The following is a 21,152-nucleotide window of genomic DNA, read 5'->3' as shown; positions in this document are numbered from 1 at the left end:
GGACCGTTCTGTTCAGGCCCCGCTGTCCCCCGGGGCGGCGATCGTGCCGGTGCCGGGACGGTTGATCGCTTCGTCGAGGGCGCGGACCGAGGGGTGGTGCAGGTCGAACGCCGGGGACTCGGAACGGATCCGCGGCAGGGTGAGGAAGTTGTGCCGCGGCGGCGGGCAGGAGGTCGCCCACTCCAGCGAACGGCCGTAGCCCCACGGGTCGTCGACCCCGACGTTCTTGCCGTACTTGGCGGTCTTCCACACGTTGTAGAAGAACGGCAGCATCGACAGACCGAGCAGGAACGAGGAGATGGTCGAGATCGTGTTCAGCGCGGTGAAGCCGTCCGCGGCGAGGTAGTCCGCGTAACGACGCGGCATGCCCTCGGCACCCAGCCAGTGCTGCACCAGGAACGTGCCGTGGAAGCCCACGAACAGCGTCCAGAACGTGATCTTGCCGAGCCGCTCGTCCAGCATCTTGCCGGTGAACTTCGGCCACCAGAAATGGAATCCGGCGAACATCGCGAAGACCACGGTCCCGAAGACGACGTAGTGGAAGTGCGCGACGACGAAGTACGAGTCCGAGACATGGAAGTCCATCGGGGGCGACGCCAGGAGCACACCGGTCAGACCACCGAAGAGGAACGTGACCAGGAAGCCGATCGACCAGAGCATCGGTGTCTCGAAGGACAACGATCCCTTCCACATCGTGCCGATCCAGTTGAAGAACTTCACACCGGTCGGCACCGCGATGAGGAAGCTCATGAACGAGAAGAACGGCAGCAGCACACCGCCGGTGACGAACATGTGATGCGCCCACACGGTCGCCGAGAGGCCCGTGATGGCGATCGTCGCGCTGATCAGACCGATGTAGCCGAAGATCGGTTTGCGGCTGAAGACCGGGATGATCTCACTGACGACCCCGAAGAACGGCAGGGCGATGATGTACACCTCCGGATGGCCGAAGAACCAGAAGAGGTGCTGCCAGAGCAGCGCCCCGCCATTGGCCGGGTCGAAGACGTGCGCGCCGAACTTCCGGTCCGCTTCCAGCACCAGCAGGGCGGCCGCGAGGACGGGGAAGGCCAGCAGGACGAGTACGGCGGTCAGCAGGACGTTCCAGACGAAGATCGGCATGCGGAACATCGTCATGCCCGGGGCACGCATGCCGATGATCGTGGTGATGAAGTTGACCGAGCCCAGGATCGTGCCGAAGCCCGAGAAGGCCAGACCCATGATCCACATGTCGCTGCCGATACCCGGTGAGCGGACCGCGTCGGTCAGCGGGGAATAGGCGAACCAGCCGAAGTCGGCCGCGCCCTGCGGGGTGAGGAAGCCGGCCACCACGATGAGCGAGCCGAAGAGGTACAGCCAGTACGCGAACATGTTCAGCCGTGGGAACGCCACGTCGGGCGCGCCGATCTGCAGCGGCATGATCCAGTTCGTGAAGCCGGCGAACAGCGGCGTCGCGAACATCAGCAGCATGATCGTGCCGTGAATCGTGAACGCCTGGTTGAACTGCTCCGGCGAAATGATCTGGATCCCGGGGCGGGCCAGCTCGGCTCGCATGACCAGGGCCAGCACACCACCGACGATGAAGAAGGTGAACGACGTGACCAGGTAGAGCGTGCCGATCGTCTTGTGATCGGTGGTGGTCAGCCACTTGACGACGACGTTGCCCGGTTGCTTGGCGCGTACCGGGAGCTCGTTCGCGTACGCCTCGTCTTCCTCGGCTGCCCCTGATGTGCCCGTCGTCGTCACTGGGACGCTCCTTCGATCTCATTCGCGCGGGTGGACTGGGCACCCGGCAGGGGCTCCGACTCCACCGGGACGGCCGGCCGGCCGTTCCCGCGCGCGTCACGCCAGATTCCAGGTGCAGCAAATCAGCCGCGGGGCCACTATGTGCGGCCCGGCGCCCGCCGTCGCACGACTTTCACTCGTCAGGGCGTTTTCGGCCGACGGCCCGGCCCGCCGGCACCCCGTCGGCGCCGGTGCGGGCTCCCGTGCGGGCGACGGCCGACGCCGTGGCCCGGAGCACGGGGCGCGACACCCTCATCCGCTCAACCGGCAATGCCCGCAAAGCGGTTCATGTCCCAGAGTCGCGGAATCCCCGCGAGGCGTCGCCAACTCCTGCACGGGACGGCGCGGTTGTCGCAGGAGTCGGCGAACACCCCGACCGGTGACCGGCTCCGGGGATCGCTGCTGTGCCGCTCAGGCCAGCCCGCCCGTGGCGCGTACGTTCTGGCCTGTCATCCACCGGCCGTCGTGGCCGACCAGGAAGGCGACCACGTCGGCCACGTCCTCGGGTTCGCCCAGTCGGCCGAGAGGTGTCATTCCGGCGACTGCTTCGAGCGCCTCCGGCTCGTTGGCGCCGCGCAGCATCTCGGTGTCGGTCGCACCGGGCGAGACGGTGTTGACGGTGATCCCCCGGGCTCCGAGTTCGTGGGCCGCGACGGCGGTGATCTGCTCGACCGCCCCCTTGCTGGCGGCATACGCGCTGATGCCGGGGCCCTGCCGCACGGTGTTGGCCGTGGAGATGTTCACGATGCGGCCGCCTTCACTCATCCGCCGGGCCGCGTGACGGATCGTCATGAAGACCGCTCGGGTGTTCACCGCCATCACCCTGTCGAACACGTCCGGTTCGGTGTCCGCGATGAGGGACGGAGGGAGGCACAGCGCGGCGTTGTTCACCAGGACGTCCAGGCCGCCCAGCCTCGCCTCGGCGGCCTCCATCAGCTGTTCCGGCCCGTCGGGATCGGCGAGATCGATACGGACGGCCGATGCTTCGCCGCCCTTGTCCCGCACCGCGCGGACGACCTCCGCGGCCGCGTCGTCGCTGGTGGCGTAGTTGAAGACCACGTGTGCCCCGTCGCGGCACAGGCGCTCGACGATCGCGCGGCCGATGCCCCGCGATCCTCCGGTGACCACGGCGTTCCTGCCCGTCAGCACAGTCCGTCCTCCTCAAGAACAGCAGATCCGAGTCGGTCGAACCTACCGGCGGAACGGCTGCTTGTACGGGAGCACGCGGACAATGTCCAAAACCGCCGAGCGCTCGCGGCGCCGGCCCGCGGCATCGCAAAACCGCCCCGGCCGGGCAGGATGCCGGCCGGGGCGGGAGGGCCGAGGGAGCGCGCCTGGACGCACCCCCCCCTTCCGTAGCGGTCGCGTCAGCCGATGGTGGCGATGGCCTGCGTGAACGTCGCCGACGGACGCATGACGGCCGCGGCCTTGGCCGGGTCGGGCTGGTAGTAGCCGCCGATGTCGGCCGGCGAGCCCTGGACCGCGATCAGCTCGTCGACGATGGTCTGCTCCTGCTCCTCCAGCGTCTTCGCGAGCGCGGCGAAGGCCTGCGCGAGCTGCGCGTCGTCGGTCTGCTGCGCCAGCTCCTGGGCCCAGTAGAGGGACAGGTAGAAGTGGCTGCCGCGGTTGTCGATGCCGCCCAGCTTGCGGCTCGGCGACTTGTCCTCGTTGAGGAAGGTGCCGGTCGCACGGTCGAGGGTGTCGGCGAGGACCTGGGCGCGCGCGTTGCCCGTGGTCGCGGCCAGGTGCTCGAAGCTGGCCGCGAGCGCGAAGAACTCGCCCAGGCTGTCCCAGCGGAGGTAGTTCTCCTTGACGAGCTGCTGGACGTGCTTGGGCGCGGAGCCGCCGGCACCGGTCTCGAACAGTCCGCCGCCGTTCATGAGCGGGACGACGGAGAGCATCTTCGCGCTCGTGCCCAGCTCAAGGATCGGGAACAGGTCGGTCAGGTAGTCACGCAGCACGTTGCCGGTCACCGAGATGGTGTCCTCGCCGCGGCGGATACGCTCCAGCGAGAACGTGGTCGCCTTCACCGGCGGCATGATCTCGATCTGCAGGCCGTCGGTGTCGTGGTCGGCGAGGTACGCCCTGACCTTGGCGATCAGCTGTGCGTCGTGGGCGCGGTCCTCGTCGAGCCAGAACACGGCCGGGGCACCGGTGGCGCGGGCGCGGGTGACGGCGAGCTTGACCCAGTCCTGGATCGGCAGGTCCTTGGTCTGGCACATGCGGAAGATGTCGCCCGCGCCGACGACCTGCTCCAGCACGACGTCGCCGTTGGCGTCGAGGACCCGCACCGTACCCGTGGTGGGGATCTCGAAGGTCTTGTCGTGGCTGCCGTACTCCTCGGCCTTCTGCGCCATCAGGCCGACGTTCGGCACCGAGCCCATGGTCGACGGGTCGAAGGCGCCGTTGGCGCGGCAGTCGTCGATGACGACCTGGTAGACACCCGCGTAGCTGCTGTCGGGGAGCACCGCGAGGGTGTCGGCCTCCTTGCCGTCCGGGCCCCACATGTGACCGGAGGTGCGGATCATGGCCGGCATCGAGGCGTCGACGATGACATCACTCGGTACGTGCAGGTTGGTGATGCCCTTGTCGGAGTCGACCATGGCCAGCGCGGGGCCTTCGGCGAGCTCGGCCTCGAAGGACGCCTTGACCTCGGCGCCCAGGTGCGGCACGGAGTCCAGGCCCTTGAGGATGGCGCCGAGGCCGTCGTTCGGGGAGAGACCGGCCGCGGCGAGCACCTCGCCGTACTTGGCGAAGGTGTTCGGGAAGAAGGCGCGGACCACGTGGCCGAAGATGATCGGGTCGGAGACCTTCATCATGGTGGCCTTGAGGTGGACGGAGAACAGCACGCCCTCGGCCTTGGCGCGGGCGACCTGTGCGGTGAAGAACTCGCGCAGGGCCGCGACGCGCATGACCGCCGCGTCGACGACCTCGCCCGCGAGCACCGGGACCGAGTCGCGCAGAACGGTGGTGCTGCCGTCGTCGCCCGCGAGCTCGATGCGCAGCGAACCGGCCTCGGCGATGACCGCGGACTTCTCGGTGGAGCGGAAGTCGTCGACGCCCATGGTGGCGACGTTCGTCTTCGAATCGGCCGTCCAGGCGCCCATGCGGTGCGGGTGCGTCTTGGCGTAGTTCTTGACCGAGGCGGGGGCGCGGCGGTCGGAGTTGCCCTCGCGCAGCACCGGGTTCACGGCGCTGCCCTTGACCTTGTCGTAGCGCGCGCGGACGTCCTTGTCCTCATCGGTCTGCGGGTCGTCCGGGTAGTCCGGCAGTGCGTAGCCCTGCGCCTGCAGCTCGGCGACGGCGGCCTTCAGCTGCGGGATCGAAGCCGAGATGTTCGGCAGCTTGATGATGTTGGCTTCCGGCGTCTTGGCCAGGGCACCGAGCTCGGCGAGCGCGTCGTCGATGCGCTGGCTCTCCTGGAGGTACTCGGGGAAGACGGCGATGATGCGCCCGGCCAGCGAGATGTCGCGGCTCTCGACATTGACCCCGGCCGTCGAGGCGTACGCCTGGACCACGGGCAAGAACGAATAGGTCGCCAGGGCCGGAGCCTCGTCGGTGTGTGTGTAGATGATGGTCGAGTCAGTCACCCTGTGCTCCGCTCCACGTCTGCAACATTGCTTGACATCAAGATATCTCGTGATCGCCGGCGACTCGACAGGGCCCTGCCCTCTTGTCCGGGCGCGACCGTCAGGGGCTCCGGGTTCAGGGACGCCCCGACGGCGGGACCTGCTCCCCGGTCGGCACCGGACCCGGCGCGGTCCCGTCGCCGAACGGGCTTCCGCCCAGCTCCTCCCGATGATGCGGCGTGAGCCAGCCCGACAGATCGGGGCCGACGGGCACGATGCCGGTGGGGTTGATGCCGCTGTGGACGCGGTAGTAGTGCTGCTTGATGTGGTGGAAGTCGACCGTGTCACCGAAACCGGGCGTCTGGTACAGGTCCCTGGCGTATGCCCACAGAACACGGTCCTCCGCCAGCTTCGAGCGGTTGCACTTGAAGTGTCCATGATAGACGGCGTCGAACCGCACCAGGGTGGTGAACAGCCTGATGTCCGCTTCGGTGAGTGATGCGCCGACGAGGTAGCGCCGGTCCGCGAGGCGTTCGGACACCTGGTTCAGCCGGCGGAACACATCCTGGTACGCAGCCTCGTACTCGGACTGTTCCGCCGCGAACCCCGCGCGGTACACGCCGTTGTTCACATCGCGGTAGATGCCCTCCATGACCTCGTCGATCTCGTCACGCAGGCGTTCGGGATACAGGTCGGGCGCGCCCTCCCGGTGCAGCGCGGTCCATTCGGTCGCGAAGTCCAGCGTGATCTGCTGGTAGTCGTTGGTCACGAGCCTGCCGCTCGGTACGTCGACGATCGCGGGAACGCTGACCCCGCCGGGATGGCCCGGCTCCCGGGCGTCGTACGCCTCGCCCAGGTATTTGATGCCGAGCACCGGATCCCGGCCGCCCTCGTCCAGTGTGAAGCGCCAGCTGCGGTCGTCCTGGATCGGATCGGCGACGGCCAGCGACAGGGCATCCTCCAGTCCGAGGAGTCGCCGGGAGACGAGGGAACGGCTCGCCCACGGGCACGCGCGGCTGACGACCAGCCGGTAGCGGCCGGCCTCGACGGGCCAGCCGTCCCGGCCGTCGGCGGTGATGCGGTCGGCGAAGTGGCTCCTGGACCGTTTGAATGCCTTGTGGCCGTAGGCCGCGTTGCCGTCGGTATCCGAACCGGTGGTCGTGCCGGTCTCGCGCCGCTTCATGGTGTTCTCCCTATGTTTGTGTACTCCCCGCGGACGGCCTGCGAGCGGACCGAAGGACGCGCATCCGGCTACGGCGCTCCCCGCGCACATCCACCAGCCCGATGACCAGAGCGACGACGACGAAGGCGACCGCGACAACGAGTCCGTGGTAGTACGCGATGGCCCACCCGTCCCCGCTCAGTTGCGCGAAGAACATCGAGCCGACCGCGGCGATCCCGATCGCCGAACCGACGCGCTGGCCGGTCTGAAGGGTTCCGCCTGCGCTCCCCGCGCCGGCCACCGGAACCTCGGACAGGGTCAGTGTCTGGTTGGGGGCGATGACCAGGCCACTGCCGAGACCGGCCAGCAGCAGCGGCGCCGCCATCGCCCACCCCACACCCCGGCCCGGCACGAGATGGACGGCGAGCGCGGTGACCGCCAGCCCGAAGGCCACCGTCGCCAGCCCCGCGACGACGAGCGGCCGCCCGAACCGGCCCACGAGCCGGCCGCCGGGGCTTGCCGCGACGGCCGCGCCCACGGCGAAGGGGGTGATGGCGAGTCCCGCCTGCAGGGCGGAGTAGTGCAGGCCGCTCTGCAGGTAGAGCGTGGTGATGAAGAAGATCGAGGTGAATCCGGCGAAGTACAGCAGGATCAGCAGGCAGCCCAGCCAGTAGGAGCGGACCCGGAACAGCGACAGGTCCACGACGGGCTGGGTACCGCGCCTGCCGCACCAGGACTCCCATCCGACGAAGGCGACGAGCAGCACAGCGGCGCCCACGAGCAGGAGCCACTTCCGGTCCCCGGGCCACTGCTGCGACTGGACGAAGGGCAGCAGCAGGGCGAGCACACCCGCACCGAGCAGGAGCACACCGAGCGGGTCGAGGTCGCGCAGGCGCACCCGTCCGGCCGAGGGGGTGTCCGGGAGCAGGCGCCGGGCGAGCAGGAGGCAGGCGGCACCGAGCGGCAGGTTGACGTAGAAGACCCAGCGCCACCCCTCCTCGGCGCCGGCCGCCTGGATCAGCAGCCCTCCCGACAGCGGGCCGACGGCGGTGGAGATACCGACCACCGTTCCGAACATGCCGAAGGCCCGGCCGCGCTCATCACCGGAGAACATCTGCTGGATCAATGCCGAGATCTGGGGCGAGATCATGCCCCCGGCGAGACCTTGGACGAGACGGGCGACGACCAGCCACTGGCTGGACTGCGCGACTCCGCAGGCTGCCGACGCCAGGGTGAACAGTGCCAGCCCGATCATGAACACCTCGCGGCGTCCGCGCGCGTCACCGAGCCGTCCCGCGGGGATGAGGAACAGGCCGAAGGCGAGGGAGTAGCCGGAGAGCACCCATTGCAGGTCGGACTCCGGCGTGTGGAGCCCTTGCCGGATCGACGGCAGGGCGACATTGACGATGGATACGTCGAGCAGGGTCATGAACCCGGCGATCAGACACACCGCGAGCGCCTGCCAGCGGTGCGGGTCCGGGGTGCGGGGGCCCGGGGCGGGATCGTCGTCCCACCTCGCAGCACCCCAGTGACCTGCGCTCTCCACCATGGCTCGCACCCTAGGACCAAGCGCCCCGATACTCATCCCGGCAGGGCCGCGACGACGGCTTTTCCGGCGTCCGTTCCAGCGGACGGGCGGCACAAGGACACGGCCGCGCCCCCTGGGGGGAGGAGACACGGCCACGGCGGTCCGTGGAGGGGCCCGGGACACGGCGGCCCGGGGCAGGCCGTCCGGTCGCGTCTGCTGCCCCGATGGGCACCCCTGTGGCACTGTGAATGACGCTGCCGACCATCGGAGGCCGACGTGACCGTGCTCGTCTGGATCGACGAGGGCACATGGCGGGCCGCGGTGGACGCCGCCCGGACCCACGTCCGAGCCGGAGAAGCGATCACCCTGCTGCACGTCACCGGCGACGACGTGGCCGAAGCGGCGCACGGCGCGTTCGTCGGTCTGCTCGGCCGGGGCCACGCCGAGCGCGACCCCGGCGACCAGGTGGCGGCCCTTTCCGCGCGCGCCGCAGCGGCACTTCTGGACGCGGCCGCCGAGCGTCTCGGCCGACCCGCGGCACGGCTCCGGGCCCACGGCCGTATCGAAACGGAAGTCGTCCGCGCCGCCGAGGACGCCGAGTTGCTGATCTGCGCCCGCGACGGCGACCGCCGCCCGGGGCCTCGCAGTCTGGGACCCGTGACCCGCTTCGTCGTCGACCACGCCTCGTGTCCCGTGCTGCTGGTCTGGCCCCAAGCGCCGCCCGGCGTCGGCACCCCGCCACCGCACCCGTCGTCCCCTTGACGACTCAATCCCGCAGGGCATTCGGACCCACCGCCCGTGCGCCACGGACCGGTCGACGGACTGTCCGCTGCGAGCAGGACCGGAGACACGGACACATCCGGGCAGCCACCCTGATCCGGAAGTGGCGCGAAGTAGCACGACGACGGCCCGCTCACCGAAGACCGGCGGTCGTCCGTCCCAGGAACGCCGCGGTGGTGGCCACGAACCGGTAGGGGTCGTCGAGCCACGGAAAGTGGCCCGCTCCGGGCTGAACGACGAACTCCGCGTTCGGGAAGAGCCCGGCGAATTCGGCCATCGCAGGCACAGGAGCACCCAGGTCCACTTCCCCGGCGAGCAGCAGCACCGGCGCCGCGTACCGTGCGAGTGCCACGCGCGTGGCCTCCGGGTCGAAAGCTGCTTCGCCGCCGAAGACGGCCGCGGCTTCCGCGTTCGTCTGCTTCTCCCCCGCGGCCTGATGGGCTCGGGACTCCTCGTCCCACCGTCCGTAGAAGAAGGGTGCGACGGCCTGCCAGCGGTCGTCCGTCGCCTGACCGGCGATGATCGCCTCCAGGGCTTCGAACGCCGGCCCGAACCACGGCTGGTCCTGCCTGAGCCGCGCGGTCTCGCGGCGGACGTCTCCGGTGATCGCGATGCCGACGGCCCGGGTACTCGGTGTGATCAACGCGAGCCTGCCGACGCGCTCCGAGTGGCGGCCGACGTACAACGCCGCCAGATTGGCACCTGCGGAGTGCCCGATCAGATCCATGGTGTCGAGCCCGAGGTGCTCACGCAGGGCGTCCACGTCATCGACGAGCCGGTCGCAACGGTAGGAGGCGGCGTCCTGCGGGATCGCGGACTCGCCGGTGCCCCGGAGATCCAACATGACCAACTGCCGGTGTGCGGAGAGGCCTCCGAGTGCCCCGAGGTACTGGGACGCCTGCATGGGCCCGCCGGGCAGGCAGATCGCGGGAGCACCGTGTCCGTGCACGCGATAGGCGAGTGTGGTTCCGTCATGGGCGGAGAAGGTAGGCATGGCGGGGAGCCTGTCAGCGGCGTTCGTGTCGGACAACCGGGTTTCCGCCGTGCCCGAAGGGCCCGGACGCGGCAGCCTCCGACTGCGGGCCGACCCGAGCGGCGCGGAGGCCGAGTGCGAGCAGTACAGCGCGCCATGAGCGACCCGGCCCCGCGCCCCCTGAAGCCCCGCCGGCATTCCGCGAGAATGAGGAGAGTGGCAGGGGGCGAGGAAGTTCCGACGGTTGCGGGTCCTCGTCAGTCCCGCGAGTTGCCGAAGAGGATGCGGTAGCCGACGAGCAGGACGAGGGAGCCGCCGATCGCCGCACCCCACGTGGTCAGGTCGAAGAAGTGGTTCTCCACGGGCCGGTCGAGAAAGCGTGCCGAGAGCCAGCCGCCGACGAAGGCGCCCGCGATACCGATGAGGGTGGTCCCGATCAGGCCTCCGGGATCGCGCCCGGGGAGCAGGATCTTGGCGATGACTCCGGCGACGAGCCCGAGGATGATCCAGCCGATGATGCCCATGTTCGTCGTTCCTGTCGTCGGGCCGTGCCCGGGAGAGGCGGTCCCGGGCCGGCAGCAGTACGTTGCTTGGTTGCGCAACTGTACAGATGAGGACGCGGCGCGGGCTGTGCTGGTTGCGTGATGAACGGCCTTGCGTCAGGACTCTCAAGTCGCGTCCGGAGGACCACAGTTCCCCCGGGTCGTCGGCGGTGCGGGACGGCGAACCGGGCCATCGGCGTTGGTGGCCGGCCTCGCCCGGGGGCTCCCGAGGGCGGCGCGGGGCCTTTCGTCGGGATCAGGCCGGATCGGCGAGCGGGGCCCGGTGCCGTGGGTCGCGAGGCGACGGTCCGCCCTCGTGCCGGACGCATGTGGACGACTCCGGCAACGCGGCGGGCGTGCGTGCCGGGCGTCGCACGGCAGACGGCAGCTTGAAGACACCGCCTAGACTGGGGAGGTTCACAAGCGACCCTGCGGAGATGGGAGTGACTGGCGGTGGCGACAGGCGTCGACAGCTTCGAGGACCCGTCCGCCGAGGTACTCGCTGAGGCGGCCGCGGCGTTCGGGCTGCTGGCGTCCTCGGCACGGCTGCACATCATGTGGGCACTGGCCCAGGGCGAGAGCGATGTGACCGGTCTCGCGGAGCGGGTGGGTGGCGCGCTGCCCGCCGTCAGCCAGCACCTGACGAAGCTGAAGCTCGCGGGACTCGTACGTTCGCGTCGCGAGGGCCGGCGGATGGTCTATTTCGTGGACGACCCGGACATCGTGACCGTGGTGCGGCTGATGGTCCGTCAATTGGCTGCACGTGCCGACACCATGTCCGAGCCGATGCGTGGGCGTCGCGGGATCGGCGCCTGAGGAGTCCGAGACCGTGGGCCCGTCGGCCCGGTGCCGAACCCGTCGCCGACCGCCCCCGGTCCGCGGCGGAGCGGCCGGTCGGCGCAAGCCGTGGGACCCGACTTCGCTTCAGGCGCTGCCGTACCTCGGACACCGGCGTACGCCCGCTCACGAGTGTGCGATCCGATGCTCGCCCCATCGGGTTCGTCGCGCACGCGCGGCCCGCCGGACGGACCGTGGCACGGACTCCCGCTCCCGCCGGGCGGCGCTTTGCCTGTTGCATGAATGACTTGCGCGGGACGCAGCGACACCGGAAACCCACCGCACTCCCCCGGTGGGCGGCACTGCGCCGGCCTCCGCTGCGCCGAAATCGGCTGGACTCCGTAGGCTGGCTGTCGGGAACTCAGGTGGCGCACGGGAGAGGCAGCGAACGGTGACGGACTCCAGGGCGCGTCGGCGATGGCTCGGGATGCTGGTACTGGTGCTCGCGGCATGGGTCCTGGTGCGCTGCGGTCATGCGTCCCGGCCCGCGGACGGCCCGGGAACCACCCCGGCCGGCGGGTCGCCGGCCTCGACCGCCGCCGCCTCACCGAGCACTCCGGCACCTGTCGGGAGCGGCCCGGACGCGCCGTTGCCCGGGTCCTACGATCCGGCGTTCTACGCACCGCAGGTACGCACCCACGCGACCCGGGCGGGCGTCGATCCGAAGTTGTTGATGGCGATCCTCTACAACGAGTCGTACAAGCCGCACGACCCGGAGGTGGAGCGGGCCTGGCAGCGTTACAAGCCGGATGCCTCCTTCGGCATCGCGAACATGCACCGTGCCGCCTTCGACGAGACCAAGCGGCGGCATGGTTTTGCGAATCGCCGGTGGGAGGAACTGCCCGACGACCGGAACCTGGCGATCGAAGCGGCCGCCTGGCATCTGCACGACCTGGCCGCGCAATTGCCGGCCCATCGGTCGGGGACGTACACGAAGGACGAACTTCTGGCGCTGGGGTACAACACCGGGTCGGGCAACATGCTGGCGTTCGCCCGCGGCGCCCACCCGGGCAGTCAGGCGCAGTCCTACCTGGACCGGCTGCACGCCAACTGGGGCAGGAGCGGGAAGTCCGTATCCGCGCAGCCGTAGGAAAGGCCCTGAGGGCCAAGGCGGTGCGTCGCAAGGCGAGGGACGTCCGCATACCGGATGTATGCCGTCGTGCGCCCGTCAGGGGTTACGGGACAGCCCTCAGGAAGGCCTTCCGAAGAAGTTCGCCGAACTGGGCGGGGTGCGTGGTCAGGCCGATGTGCCCGCCGGGGAAGTACTGGAGTTCCGTGCCGAGACGCTGGGCCAGGAATGCGGCAGCACGGTGGGGCAGCTCACCGCGCGAGTCCTGGCCGCAAGCGAGCACGAGCCGGTCCGACAGTGTCTGCAGCCGGTGGATGTCGGGGGCGTAGGACATGAAGCCGGGCACGATGCGCTCGACGAAGTACGGCAGGTCGGCCATCGTCCGCTCGGCCCGCGCGGCTGCTTGTGGCGGAAGCTTGATCTCGGCCTTCGGCTCGGTGGGATCGTCCTCCTTCTTCAGACCCTCGGCGAACACGGCCATCGCCGGCGCGAGCCCCTGGGCGTGGAACGTCGCCTGCACGCGCGCGATGAGCGCGCGGTGTTCGGCGACATCCGGCAGGACCTCCACCACCGGCGGCTCGTGCACCACGACGCGTTCGAGGCGTCGGGGGTGGGTGGCGAGCAGGTGCAGGGCGGCGATCGCGCCCGAACTGGCGCCGAACACCCGGGCGGGCTCACCGCGCGACAGCAGTTCCAGCACGCGGAACGCGTCGTCGGCGTGCTCGGCCACTCGCTGCTCGGCCTCGGGGTCGTCCAGGGTGCTGCGGGACATACCGCGTGGGTCGTAGGTCGCGACGGTGTATTCGGCGGCCAGATCGTCGGCGACGCCGTCGTAGGAGGCCGCGCCGCCCGTCCCGCCGGGGATCAGCAGCAGGAGCGGGCCCTGGCCGCGCACTTCGTAGTGCAACGTCGCACCGTTCACGCGCAGGTTGCCCATGGTCGGGTCGGTCATGACGGGTCTCCTTCTCGGGACGGGGGCCAGTGCTCCAGGAGGGAGTGCAGGGCGTCGAGGGCGCGGACCCAGGAACGCTGCGACGAACGCTCGTGCGCGAACCCGCCCGCGGCCTCCAGGGCGACGAACCCGTGGAACGTGCTGCGCAGCAACCGGACCGCGTCGGTCAGATCGGGCTCGACCAGTCCGTAGCCGCGCAGCATGCCGTAGGTCAGCTCGATCGCGCGCCGCGGTCCGGGCGCTCTTGCGGCCAGCTCGGGGTCGATCCGGACCCGGGTCTGCGTCGCCATGTAGCGGCCCGGATGCTGGTGGGCATACTCCCGCCAGGCGTTCGCGAACGCGACCAGCGCCTCCTTGCCCGCCCGCCCGACGGTCGCCTCCGCGATACGGATGGTCTTCTCGTCCGCCGCCAGCAGTGCGATCCGTCCGCGCAAGTCCTCCAGGCTGCGGACGTGCGTGTAGAGGCTCGCGTCCTTCACACCGAGCTGCCGCGCCACCTGCGACATGGTCACCCGGTCGAGCCCGATCTCGTCCGCCAACTCGGCGCCCGCGATTGTCACCCGGTCCGCCGTCAGCCCGGCTCGCGCCATTGCGCCCTCCCAAGTTCCTAGGGCACCTAGGTATAACCTAGAGCCTCTAGGAAAACAAGCCAGCGGCGGCACGCCTCGTGGCCACCGCGCGTCGGCCGACGGCACACCGAGGCGACGATCGGACGGTCGAAGCCGATCGGCTCAGATGTGCGACTCGGGAGGGAAGCCGGTCCAGCGCAGCTCGGCGGGCAGATGTCGCATGTCATTGGCGACGCGGACGGAAGCGGGGCGGCCGGGCGCGTAGCGGATGACCGTCAGTGCCGCGTGGCCGTGATCGAGTCCGAGCCAGCGCCACTTCGGCGCGCACATGGCGTCCCGGACGAGCCAGGCGACCAGGAAGTTGTGGGTGACGACCAGTTCGTGCCGGTCCAGTTCGCCGTCCACCGGCCGGGTGAACAAGTCCAGTGCCTGGCGGGCCAATTCCGGCCCGCGCTCCCGCTCCTCGATCGTGGCACCGTCGAGAAAGCGGAGAAAGAACTCCGCGGAATCGGCCGGAAGCTCTTCCCTTGCCGGCATGTGAGGGACGTAGTCACCGGCGGCTTCCGTGACGTACAGAGGAACGTTCTCCAACTGCTCCCCGATCAGGCGTGCGGTCTGCTCCGCCCGGGGCAGTGGGCCGTGATGGACAGCCGCGAGGGGAATGCCCCTCAGGCGCCGACCGAGCAGTACGGCCTGCCGACGGCCGTTCTCCGTCAGCCCGCTCTCGTCCGGCAACGCCTCGCCGTGCCTGACGAGATAGAGGTAGCGGGTGGCCGTGCCGTTCATTCCACGCTCCATTCGACGCACTGGCGATCTTGTCCATCGATGGACGTCGCAGTCTTCGCCTCCGGTTCCTTCCACCCGGTCGCGTGTTTTTGCCCGCCCGGTCCGCCACGGCCGGGGCCGGAGTCGGGCGAACCTGTTCGTCACGAACATGTTCGTGCTCGCCGCCGACGGGTCGTCCGCCACGGATCTCCTGGTCGGTGCCGAGAGCGCCTGGTCCGGGGCCCGCCCCCTGCTGTCCGGTGCGACGCCGCTCGCCTCGCGCGTCCGTCATGTCGACGGTGACGCTCTCCCTCGACGGACTCCTCCGGCACCTTGCCCGTTCGGTACCACCGACACCGGGAGTACCGCTCGCGATGCTCAGCAGCAGGCTTCGAGCACGGCGGCCGGGCTTCGAGCACGGTGGCCGGGCTTCGCCGTACGCGGCGACAGCTCAGAACGGCCGACGCCGAGGTACTCGGCGACGGCCCTGACAGGCATGCTCGCGGGCGGCCGGCCCGCCGTGGTTGCCGCTCCCGGACTCTCATCGAGCCGGATACGGGTCACCGACTACACGGGCTGCGGGGGCTCGACCACTCGGAAGCGTTCGGCAACGACGAGAGTCTCGTCGTCGATGACGGGGGTACCACCCAGGAACTCGCTCACGCCATCGCTCCGGAAGAACTCTTCGTGGGCCGCCCTCCACTGAGCGACGTCGCGGTAGCCGCGCCCCTCGGATCGCGCGAAGTCGTCGTCGATCTCCTTCATGGGAACGACCCGCACGTCGACGAGCTCGATCGTGACGGCCGGACGCCCCTGGGAATCGAGCACCGAGAATCGCTGACCGGTCTGCGGTACCGCCTCCCCGGCGTGCTCGAAGATCTCCAAGAGTCCCGTGAGTGCGGTCTTCCGGCCGCTCAGGATCGCCGCTACGCCACGGTCACGTTCCGGGCCGGGAAAGGCGAGTTCGAGGCTCGGAAGGTCGTCATGTCCCATCGGGAGATGGTACGAAGCCCGGTCGCGTCGATCAATGGCATTGCCCCGCTCGCCCCGACCCGTCCATCGACGAGGACCTCGACGTGGGTGTGAACGCCGTGGGTGACGTGCCCGCGCCGTCCTGAGACGGCGTCCGTGCCTGCTTGCGGCGGCGGTGCTCGGCGACCCGTGCTCGCGACGCGCAGGTGGTCGAGCAGTAGCGGCGCGGACTCCCGGGGCCGGTGCCGAGGTAGAAGTTGCGGCAGTTCGAAGCCGCGCATTCGCCCCAGGTGGCGCGGCCGTGCTCGGTGAGGATCTGGGCCAGGGCCAGGGCGCCGGAAGCCAGGAACCAGTTGGCCCAGTCGGCGTCGTGTTGGTCGACGTGCAGGTGCCAGGGGTGGCCGTCGTGCCGGGACAGCCGGGGGGCGGTGGCGCACTCGGCCAGCATCTCGTTGAGGACGACGGCCGCCCGGTCGGTGTCGCTCTCCGCGAGGACGCCGGACATGCGGACCGCGGCGTCCCGCAGCGCCCGGAGGTCCGCGTCGGTCAGTGCTGCTTCGGCCAGGTCCTCCGGGGCCTCACCGTGGCGGGCGAGGACCTCCACGGCCACACTGCGGGGCAGGTCGGGACTGGCCCGTACGGCATTTGCGATGTCGATCAGGCGCTGGGCGACCGCGAAACCCTGACGGCCCATGTCCGCCCTCCTCACATCTGTGCGCCGGACGGCGACGCCCGCTGCGCATTCCCGTGGTCTACTGTAACGCCTTTGAGAGATATCCCGTTACATAGGAGACGGTCATGCCGAGGCCCTCAGGAGTGCTGCGATATCTGATGACCGCGTTCTGCGCACGGATGGCCGACGAGGGCATGGCCGTGGCAGTGGTGATGCTCGCCGCATATCGCACCGGCAGTGCGGCGCAAGGAGCGTTCGTGCTCACGGCCTGGATGGCACCGCACGTCCTGGCGGCCCCGCTGACCGGTGCGGTGGCAGCCCGGGCGCGCCGGCCCCGGCTCTTCTACGTCGGCGCGCTCGGCGGATTCGCCCTGGCGATCTCCGCGCTATCGATGAGCATCGGACGCGTTCCCCTCCCCGTGGTGCTCGCCGTCGCAGCGGCAGGGGGCTGCTGCGGGCCGGCCGTCTCCGGAGGGCTCTCCAGCCTGATCACGCGGCTGCTGCCGGCGGGCGCGGAGCGCGACCGCGCCTACTCGTGGGATGCCGCGATCTACAACGCAGCCGCTGTCGCCGGCCCGGGAGCCACCGGGCTGGTCTCCGCAGTGCTCTCCCCGACCACGGCCGTGCTCATGCTGTCGGCAGCCGCGGCGTGTGCCGCGGCGCTGATGGCACTGCTCCCGCTGCGCCCCGATACCGCTGCCGCGCGGGTCTCATCGGCTCGCCTTCGCCAGGACCTGGCCGCCGGTGCGAGGGCCGTCCGGCGGGAACAGGAACTGCGCGCCATCACCGCCGCGACGTGTCTGGCCTTCATCGGCATCGGCGCGCTCACCACGACCAGCGTCCTTCTCGCCGAGCGTCTGGGAAGCGCGGGAGCGGGCGGCCTGCTGATGACCGCGTTCGCGGCCGGAGCCCTGGCCGGGACGCTCGGGATCGCCCGCCTGCGACCCGCGGCCTCCCCGCAGCGGCTGGCTCTCATCGGCCTGCTCGGTACCGGCATGGGACTGGCCGCTGCCGCTCTCGCCCCCTCGGTACCGACAGCCGCAGCCTCCTTCACCGTGGCCGGGGCATGCGACGGCCTCGTACTGACAGCGACCCTCCGTATCCGCGCCGACCACTCGCCACCGCAATGGCGGACCCAGGTGTTCACCATCGGCGCCGGACTGAAGATCTCGGCCGCCGCGCTCGGTTCCGTCCTCGTCGGGCCGGCCACCACCGGTGTCGCACACTGGTATCTGACCGGTATCGCCGTCCTGCAGGCAGCAGGAGCACTGCTGTACACACTGATCCGGCGCAGCGATCGGGCGGATCCATTGCCGCCGGCCGGAGCGGCGGTGGCCGGCGGATGCCCCGGACAGCCCTGACCCTCGACGTGCCCGACGGACAGATCCGAACCACCGCGCGGTGATCAATCCCGACAAGCTCGGCCACATCGGGCCGGTCGCCGATGCCTGTGCCATCGACCGCGAGGTGAAGCAGGCACGCCGACAGGTGAACTGACCTCGGGAGCGGTGTGGACCTGCTCGTTCACCGGCAGCCCAGGTCGGCGGCCACAGGGGGACAGTTCGCCCGTCGGGGCGAGGGTGCGGCTGTGCGGACGGCACGCCGACACCCTCGCGGCGCAGCCGAGGCACCGCCTCGCCGGAGCCGTGGTCTCGCGGGCGCAGCCCGCCGACCCGGATCGATCCGGACGAAGGACCCTACGTCGCATCGGCGTCGAACGGCGTCCGGTCGGGCGCCGCCCCGCCTCCGTCCTTGCTGAGAGACACAGCGCCCGGCGCCCTGGAGGGCGGGGCGGATCCCGACGGGGAGCTCTCCGCGGCCTCGGCATCGGCCGTGTCGCGGATTGCTTCGGCGACCTCCTTCAGTTCCTGCCTGGGGTCGAGAGCGCTACGGAGCTCGTCGAGTCCGAGGCCGTCGCCGTCGCCGTTCAGGACGTGCTTGCGCACGAGCGTCTTGGGGTGGAGATCCTCGAACTCGAAATCCTGGAACTCCGGCCCGAGTTCGGACCGGATCTCCTGCTTCGCGTTCTCCGAGAACTCCCGGAACTTACGGATGAAGCCCGTCACGTTCTGGATGAGCTCCGGCAGCTTGTCCGGGCCGAAGAGCAGAGTGGCAAGACAGACGAGTGTGATCAGTTCCAGCGGACCCACATCAGAGAACACCGTGCCGCTCCTTGAGCCGCCCCCGCTCGGACGCTTCGGGCGCCGATCGGCAGGCTGGTCGCATTTCTACAGTCTGAAAGTTGCGGAACACCGCAATCGTCGGCGTCGATCCCCTGCCCGGCACCCGGCGACCGGCACGTCGCGCGCCGCGAGCCACATCGGCCCGCAACGCGCGCACGTCACCGGTCACGGGCCGACCACGTCGAGCCGCATCGGGCCGCATCCCAGCCGGCCGCTTGCGCGTTCCGCGCCGATCGATCACGGCGATGGCACCGCTCCGTCGAGAGCTGCCTCTGTCCCCTCGCGCGACCATGCGGTTGCGCAACTCACCAGTCTCCGCCGCCGAAGTCGCCTCCGCCTTCGAAGCCGCCCCCTCCGAAGTCACCCGGGTCGAAGTCGGCTCCGGTGAACTCCCCGCCGCCGAGGGCGTTTTCGGCGGGTGCGGTGTCGGCGAAGGCAGCGGGTGCACTGAGCATCGAGCCCAACATCGTGCCCGCGAGCAGACCACCGACGACTCCGCCGACGCCTCCGAAGTAGCCGCCCGCCCAGGGCGCGTAGGCGGGTCCGGCGTTCCAGTAGGGCTGGGGGCCCTGCGCCGTCTGCACCTGACGGGTCATCGGCTCATGTCCGGCCGCGAGAAGCCCGGCGTCGGCCTCGCAGACGGGCACATCGCGTGGCGCGCCACCCGGCGGCGCCCAGAGCGCGTCCACGGCCGACGGGCCGTGGCGGGGGTCGAAGAAGCAGGGTGCGCGGCGTTCGGGCACCGGGGTTCCGGCACGGCGCGCCGCCAGGGTGGCGAGCCCGTACCGGCCCTCTTCGAGTGCTGCCGTCACCGGTTGGACGTCCCGCGGCTCGGCGGCCACGGCCATCAGCTCCTTGGCCTTGTCGTACATGTCCAGCGCGTGGGAGTAGTCCTGACGCATCGCGTCGTCGGCGCCGGGCTCCGACGGATGGAAGTCGAGTCGTTCCAGTTCCTGACCGAAGGCGGTGATGTCCTCGTCGACGACGACCCGAAGGGCCTCCAGTTCGGCGCGCCGGCGCTTCTTCCGGGAGCGACGGTAGAGGGCATATCCTCCGCCGCCGGCCACCGCGACCGCCCCGAGGGTGAGCAGTACTCCCCCGCCGCCACCCCCGTCATCGTTCCCGGAGTCGCTCCAGGAAGTCGGCGCCTGCCCCTTGGCCTGTTCGGTGGCCTGGTCGACGAAGGAGGTGAGGAGCCCCTCGGGATCACCGGCGTGCGAGCGTTTGACGGCACCGGTGAGATTGGCGACCGCGTTGCGGGACATCACCGAGGAGTCCGCGTTCGCACGGAAGCCGTCGCCGAGGCGGACGGCGTACAGCCCGACGATGCCGACCCGGGTGCGCAGGTCCCGCATCAGGGTCTCGGGAGGAAACTCTGCGGACTCGGGCAGCACTGCCACGAAGACAGGCTTGTCCGCGCCCTCGATCTTCTTCACGAGGGCTTCGGCGCCGGCCTCGGAGAGCTGATCCCGGGCGCGTGGATCAACGTACACGGGGCTCTTCCTCAGGCCTTCGGCCACGCCTTCGAGGCCGCTGTTCCCGGCAGCCTGGGCCCGGACGGGTGTGAACACCGCACAGGCCATCAGGGCGAGAACCGCCACGACCAGGACCGGGCCGAGTCGTGACAGCGCTCGACGTACGACAGTCATGGGCAGTTCCTCCTCCGTGCGGCGGATTGCGCGCTCACATGGATTGCGCACTCACAGTTGCTCAGTTGCGTAATATAGCAACTATCGCGACGCACTCGTCCGCCCACGGCGGCTGCGCCAACACGATTCAGGGATTGCGCAATCCGGGAATCATCGTGAGCAACCGCTGAGCGCACTTCACCGACTAAGGAAGACTCGTGGACCGTCCGGATCACCTACGGGCAGAGGACCTGCCCGCATTCGAGCGCATCCTGGATCAGGCACTGAACTCCCCCACGATCCAGGAGGAGAGGCGCCGCGCCCCCGGAGCCCTCAACAACGAACAGCTGCGTACCCGGGCGCTCGGCGCGCGCACCGCCATCGCCGCCTCGGCCGCCTCCGAGTACCGCGTCTACCGCCAGGTGCTCGATGTCACGGCCTCGTCGGACACGACACGTCGTCGCACACGGCGTGAATCCGACGGCGCGGCAGCGACCAGAAGCAGCACTCTGCACGCGGTGGCCGTGCTGGTACCAGGGCTGTCCGCAACGGCTGCCGCAGTCTTCGGCCTGATCGGCTTCGCCTTTCGGGCAGTTGGCATGCACTCACACCTTGCCGACGTCATGCTCATCGCCGGTCTGGTGGCGGCAGGCGTGGCGGTGGCGACGGTACTCGCCGGTCTCGTCTGGCTCCTGATGGTCGCGACGCGAAACCGCTCGACGGCCGACGGCACGGACCCCGAGCTGACCCATGCGCGCGACGCGTGGCAGGAGGCCCTGCTCGAACGCGGGATCCTTCCCTTTCTGTCCGAGTCGCTCCAGCCCATGCCTCCCGGGGGCGCGGATCATGCGAACGAAACGACCGCAACACGTGCGACGAGCGGCGCGAAGTCGGTGCCGGAGCCGCGAAGGGGGCCGGGCTTCAGCGCTCCCGACTTTTCGAGCCCCGACTTCTCAGGGCCCGACTTCTCAGGGCCGGAACTACCCGGTACGGACTGATCAGCGCCGAGCCTCGCACGACGATCAGCACGGAGGGCGGCAATTGCTGCGGGGCGTACGGGGAACGCCTCGGGAGAGGCAGGTGAGACGGGGGTACGGCGACAGGGTCGCAGCGCAGGCGTCGGACGAGGGGGTGGGCCGCGCCGTCGCTCCAGCTGCACGACGCGGCA

At 70.1% G+C, this 21,152-nt stretch carries 19 protein-coding genes and 1 pseudogene; 6 read left to right on the top strand and 14 right to left on the bottom strand.

Annotated elements, in window-relative coordinates; genetic code table 11:
* Nucleotides 1-12: 12 nt before the first annotated feature.
* From ctaD to ACIQCZ_RS12600, 5 genes are all read right to left on the bottom strand, one after another.
* Entirely contained in the window at nt 13-1,743 is a 1,731-nt protein-coding gene (ctaD, locus tag ACIQCZ_RS12620) for a cytochrome c oxidase subunit I (RefSeq protein WP_402281841.1), read from the bottom strand.
* Between the two features lie 450 nt (nt 1,744-2,193).
* On the bottom strand, nt 2,194-2,931 hold the full coding sequence (locus tag ACIQCZ_RS12615; RefSeq protein ID WP_402281839.1) for an SDR family oxidoreductase: 738 nt from the start codon (nt 2,929-2,931) through the stop codon (nt 2,194-2,196).
* Nucleotides 2,932-3,149: 218 nt separating this feature from the next.
* Nucleotides 3,150-5,372, bottom strand: a complete 2,223-nt coding sequence (locus ACIQCZ_RS12610) for an NADP-dependent isocitrate dehydrogenase (RefSeq protein WP_402281838.1) — start codon at nt 5,370-5,372, stop codon at nt 3,150-3,152.
* A 115-nt stretch (nt 5,373-5,487) separates the two neighbouring features.
* Entirely contained in the window at nt 5,488-6,534 is a 1,047-nt protein-coding gene (locus ACIQCZ_RS12605; RefSeq protein WP_402281836.1) for a glutathione S-transferase family protein, read from the bottom strand.
* 10 nt (nt 6,535-6,544) lie between these two features.
* The gene (locus ACIQCZ_RS12600) at nt 6,545-8,062 is read right to left on the bottom strand and encodes an MFS transporter (protein WP_402281834.1); all 1,518 of its coding nucleotides are present in this window, start codon (nt 8,060-8,062) and stop codon (nt 6,545-6,547) included.
* Nucleotides 8,063-8,317: 255 nt separating this feature from the next.
* On the opposite strand from ACIQCZ_RS12600, the gene ACIQCZ_RS12595 reads away from it, so the two are divergent.
* On the top strand, nt 8,318-8,803 hold the full coding sequence (locus tag ACIQCZ_RS12595; RefSeq protein WP_402281832.1) for a universal stress protein: 486 nt from the start codon (nt 8,318-8,320) through the stop codon (nt 8,801-8,803).
* Nucleotides 8,804-8,954: 151 nt separating this feature from the next.
* Here the strand turns inward: ACIQCZ_RS12595 and ACIQCZ_RS12590 are convergent, their stop codons facing one another.
* Together ACIQCZ_RS12590 and ACIQCZ_RS12585 are read right to left on the bottom strand one after the other, a co-directional pair.
* Nucleotides 8,955-9,815, bottom strand: a complete 861-nt coding sequence (locus tag ACIQCZ_RS12590; RefSeq protein WP_402281831.1) for an alpha/beta fold hydrolase — start codon at nt 9,813-9,815, stop codon at nt 8,955-8,957.
* Nucleotides 9,816-10,051: 236 nt separating this feature from the next.
* The gene (locus ACIQCZ_RS12585) at nt 10,052-10,318 is read right to left on the bottom strand and encodes a GlsB/YeaQ/YmgE family stress response membrane protein (protein WP_351074014.1); all 267 of its coding nucleotides are present in this window, start codon (nt 10,316-10,318) and stop codon (nt 10,052-10,054) included.
* 471 nt (nt 10,319-10,789) lie between these two features.
* Between ACIQCZ_RS12585 and ACIQCZ_RS12580 the strand changes: the two genes are divergently transcribed.
* Nucleotides 10,790-11,152: an ArsR/SmtB family transcription factor gene (locus ACIQCZ_RS12580; RefSeq protein ID WP_402281829.1), complete on the top strand. Its 363-nt coding sequence runs from the start codon at nt 10,790-10,792 to the stop codon at nt 11,150-11,152.
* Between the two features lie 412 nt (nt 11,153-11,564).
* Nucleotides 11,565-12,263: a transglycosylase SLT domain-containing protein gene (locus tag ACIQCZ_RS12575; RefSeq protein WP_402281827.1), complete on the top strand. Its 699-nt coding sequence runs from the start codon at nt 11,565-11,567 to the stop codon at nt 12,261-12,263.
* A gap of 85 nt (nt 12,264-12,348) precedes the next feature.
* On the opposite strand, the gene ACIQCZ_RS12570 is transcribed toward ACIQCZ_RS12575, so the two are convergent.
* From ACIQCZ_RS12570 to ACIQCZ_RS12550, 5 genes are all read right to left on the bottom strand, one after another.
* Nucleotides 12,349-13,194, bottom strand: a complete 846-nt coding sequence (locus ACIQCZ_RS12570) for an alpha/beta fold hydrolase (protein WP_402281825.1) — start codon at nt 13,192-13,194, stop codon at nt 12,349-12,351.
* The gene (locus ACIQCZ_RS12565; RefSeq protein WP_402281824.1) at nt 13,191-13,784 is read right to left on the bottom strand and encodes a TetR/AcrR family transcriptional regulator; all 594 of its coding nucleotides are present in this window, start codon (nt 13,782-13,784) and stop codon (nt 13,191-13,193) included. The genes ACIQCZ_RS12570 and ACIQCZ_RS12565 overlap by 4 nt, the downstream gene beginning before the upstream one ends.
* Before the next feature lie 141 nt (nt 13,785-13,925).
* A complete protein-coding gene (locus tag ACIQCZ_RS12560; protein WP_402281822.1) occupies nt 13,926-14,549 on the bottom strand; it encodes a histidine phosphatase family protein in 624 nt (207 codons plus the stop codon).
* 546 nt (nt 14,550-15,095) lie between these two features.
* Nucleotides 15,096-15,521 (bottom strand): ASCH domain-containing protein, encoded by a 426-nt coding sequence (locus ACIQCZ_RS12555; RefSeq protein WP_402281820.1) that lies wholly within the window; start codon nt 15,519-15,521, stop codon nt 15,096-15,098.
* 31 nt (nt 15,522-15,552) lie between these two features.
* The gene (locus ACIQCZ_RS12550; protein WP_402281819.1) at nt 15,553-16,194 is read right to left on the bottom strand and encodes a CGNR zinc finger domain-containing protein; all 642 of its coding nucleotides are present in this window, start codon (nt 16,192-16,194) and stop codon (nt 15,553-15,555) included.
* Between the two features lie 104 nt (nt 16,195-16,298).
* Between ACIQCZ_RS12550 and ACIQCZ_RS12545 the strand changes: the two genes are divergently transcribed.
* Nucleotides 16,299-17,534: an MFS transporter gene (locus tag ACIQCZ_RS12545; protein WP_402281818.1), complete on the top strand. Its 1,236-nt coding sequence runs from the start codon at nt 16,299-16,301 to the stop codon at nt 17,532-17,534.
* Nucleotides 17,531-17,670, top strand: a pseudogene (locus ACIQCZ_RS12540) (RNA polymerase subunit sigma-24); the annotation flags it as partial. The gene ACIQCZ_RS12545 and the pseudogene ACIQCZ_RS12540, both read left to right, overlap by 4 nt.
* A 200-nt stretch (nt 17,671-17,870) precedes the next feature.
* Here the strand turns inward: ACIQCZ_RS12540 and ACIQCZ_RS12535 are convergent.
* The gene (locus ACIQCZ_RS12535) at nt 17,871-18,335 is read right to left on the bottom strand and encodes a sec-independent translocase (RefSeq protein ID WP_402281817.1); all 465 of its coding nucleotides are present in this window, start codon (nt 18,333-18,335) and stop codon (nt 17,871-17,873) included.
* A 326-nt stretch (nt 18,336-18,661) separates the two neighbouring features.
* Nucleotides 18,662-20,005 carry a hypothetical protein gene (locus ACIQCZ_RS12530; RefSeq protein WP_402281816.1) on the bottom strand — a complete coding sequence of 448 codons (1,344 nt, stop codon included), beginning with the start codon at nt 20,003-20,005 and terminating at the stop codon, nt 18,662-18,664.
* 197 nt (nt 20,006-20,202) lie between these two features.
* Between ACIQCZ_RS12530 and ACIQCZ_RS12525 the strand changes: the two genes are divergently transcribed.
* Entirely contained in the window at nt 20,203-20,982 is a 780-nt protein-coding gene (locus tag ACIQCZ_RS12525) for a hypothetical protein (RefSeq protein WP_402281815.1), read from the top strand.
* Nucleotides 20,983-21,152 lie beyond the last annotated feature (170 nt).

This window comes from Streptomyces sp. NPDC093149 (assembly GCF_044754145.1).
GTDB lineage: Bacteria > Actinomycetota > Actinomycetes > Streptomycetales > Streptomycetaceae > Streptomyces.
This window is presented reverse-complemented; position numbering and strand designations above follow the sequence as displayed.

Coding starts and splice junctions, on each gene's coding strand:
- ACIQCZ_RS12560 (WP_402281822.1), bottom strand. CDS start 14,549: ATGAACGGCACGGCCACCCGCTACCTCTATCTCGTCAGGCACGGCGAG.
- ACIQCZ_RS12550 (WP_402281819.1), bottom strand. CDS start 16,194: ATGGGCCGTCAGGGTTTCGCGGTCGCCCAGCGCCTGATCGACATCGCA.
- ACIQCZ_RS12600 (WP_402281834.1), bottom strand. CDS start 8,062: ATGGTGGAGAGCGCAGGTCACTGGGGTGCTGCGAGGTGGGACGACGAT.
- ACIQCZ_RS12570 (WP_402281825.1), bottom strand. CDS start 13,194: ATGACCGACCCGACCATGGGCAACCTGCGCGTGAACGGTGCGACGTTG.
- ACIQCZ_RS12585 (WP_351074014.1), bottom strand. CDS start 10,318: ATGGGCATCATCGGCTGGATCATCCTCGGGCTCGTCGCCGGAGTCATC.
- ACIQCZ_RS12545 (WP_402281818.1), top strand. CDS start 16,299: ATGCCGAGGCCCTCAGGAGTGCTGCGATATCTGATGACCGCGTTCTGC.
- ACIQCZ_RS12555 (WP_402281820.1), bottom strand. CDS start 15,521: ATGGGACATGACGACCTTCCGAGCCTCGAACTCGCCTTTCCCGGCCCG.
- ACIQCZ_RS12590 (WP_402281831.1), bottom strand. CDS start 9,815: ATGCCTACCTTCTCCGCCCATGACGGAACCACACTCGCCTATCGCGTG.
- ACIQCZ_RS12605 (WP_402281836.1), bottom strand. CDS start 6,534: ATGAAGCGGCGCGAGACCGGCACGACCACCGGTTCGGATACCGACGGC.
- ACIQCZ_RS12530 (WP_402281816.1), bottom strand. CDS start 20,005: ATGACTGTCGTACGTCGAGCGCTGTCACGACTCGGCCCGGTCCTGGTC.
- ACIQCZ_RS12565 (WP_402281824.1), bottom strand. CDS start 13,784: ATGGCGCGAGCCGGGCTGACGGCGGACCGGGTGACAATCGCGGGCGCC.